This window comes from Acidobacteriota bacterium, assembly GCA_003225175.1.
GTDB lineage: Bacteria > Acidobacteriota > Terriglobia > Terriglobales > Acidobacteriaceae > Gp1-AA112.
Genome location: QIBA01000211.1, coordinates 1 through 1751, shown reverse-complemented (window position 1 = coordinate 1751; position 1751 = coordinate 1). Strand labels below are relative to the sequence as shown.

Annotated in this window: 1 protein-coding gene; it reads right to left on the bottom strand. The window is 58.5% G+C overall.

Translation table 11 applies throughout. The annotated features are described in order from the left end of the window. On the bottom strand, positions 1-1266 hold a 1266-nt coding region (ltrA, locus tag DMG62_24625; GenBank protein PYY19397.1), incomplete at its 3' end, for a group II intron reverse transcriptase/maturase. Between the last annotated feature and the right edge of the window lie 485 nt (positions 1267-1751).

The following is a 1751-nucleotide window of genomic DNA, read 5'->3' as shown; positions in this document are numbered from 1 at the left end:
CGTGCGGATCTCCCGCATACGGCTCTCCGGTTGACGGGTCTCGTGTAGAGAGCGGATGAGCATGGCATGGGCCTCTGACATGGTGAAGAGACCCAATTGCTGGAAGTAGGCATTGGACCAGCGTTGATAGTCAGCACCACGAGCACGTCCACGTCCGCCACGGCGTGCGCGGAGAATGCTGCGCAGGCGTTGCCGTATCCAGGCGTCGAGCGTGGTGAAGACACGGTGGTAGGAGTGCTTGAAGTATTCGAACCAGCCGCGTAGCACCAAGTTGATCATCTCGATGATCTTACTCAGAGCGTGAGCGTTGGCGCGCCTTGTCCGTTCCTTGATCTTGTCCTTGAGCTTGCGCAGACTCTTCTGACGCGGGGATCGTTTTCCCTGCTCGAAGTGATAGCCGAGGAAGTCGAAGCCGCCGGGTGCGTTCGCATCGACGATCTTTGTTTTCTCGGTGTGCAGCGTCAGCCCTCGGGCTTCCATCAGTTCTCGGAGTCGGCTCATGGCACGTTCCGCTTCCTGGTACGTGTTGCAGAGCACCACGCAGTCGTCGGCGTACCGCACCATCCTGTACCCCTCGGCTTCCATCACCATGTCGATCGGATGCAGATAGATGTTGGCCAGTAGCGGACTGATGACTGCACCCTGTGGGGTTCCCCTCTTCTCGGCTGTCTCAAAACTCGGCGTCGCCTCAAGCACATCCTGTTTCAGATACTGTTCGATCAGTTTCAGCACCCGTCCATCTGCGATCTTCTTCTTCACTTCCTCGAGCAGTGCTCGATGAGGGATCGTGTCGAAGTAACGCGTGATGTCGACGTCCACCACCCACCTCCGATCCTCGCTAAGCAGCGAGTCGACGCGTCGCAGCGCGTCTTTCGTGCTTCGCCCCGGTCGGAACCCGTAGCTGTGGTCCGAGAAGTCGCGCTCGAAGATTGGTTCGATCACGCTTCGCAATGCTGTCTGAACGACTCGATCTCTGATCGTCGGAATGCCCAGTGGCCGTAGCTCGTGACTGCCCAGCTTCGGGATGTAGACCCTTCGGATCGCCATCGGCTCGTATTGATCCTGCAGAACTTGTTCACTCAGAAGAGAGAGCAGCTTGCCGGCTTCGCCTTTGAAGTCCCGGATACTCACTCCGTCCACTCCTCCGCTTCCACCGTTCCGCTCCACTCTCTGCCATGCTGCCGTGAGCGTTCGTTCTGCGTACACCTTATCGATCAGGCTGTGCCACTTGCCTCCTTTCACTCCTCTTTCAAGGGCATCCACCATGCGCTCGGTCCACACGGCCGGTTCCGTCCACGACCATCGGTCGCTGACTTCTCTCTCCCGTTTAGTCGTTGCCGACACTGCCAAGAGTGATTGCTGTTCCGTCCCTGTCTTCTTCACGCATCGTCTTCCTGCCTCCCTTCGCTCCACGCCCGTTACGGCGCTTCCGCTACTACGGAGGCTCTGACTTCCTGTCGATTCACCACTCCCCGACAGGATCTCCCCGATTCACTCACATGAGCTTCTGACCGTTCTGTCCTCAAACACCTGGTGATCTCTCGTCATCGCTTTCTCACGTTCCTGCAGCGTCACGAGCTTCGTGGAGGGCCGTTTCCCGTCTGCGCCCATCACGTCTGGACTTCGCCATTGGATGGCAGGCTCGCCAGATCACCCGGCCGAATCAGGTTCCTTATCGTACGGACCGGTCATTTGCCTTCCGATGCTCTCCACCCCGCCTTTGAGCGACGCAGTTTCGGTTGGCTTTGGTC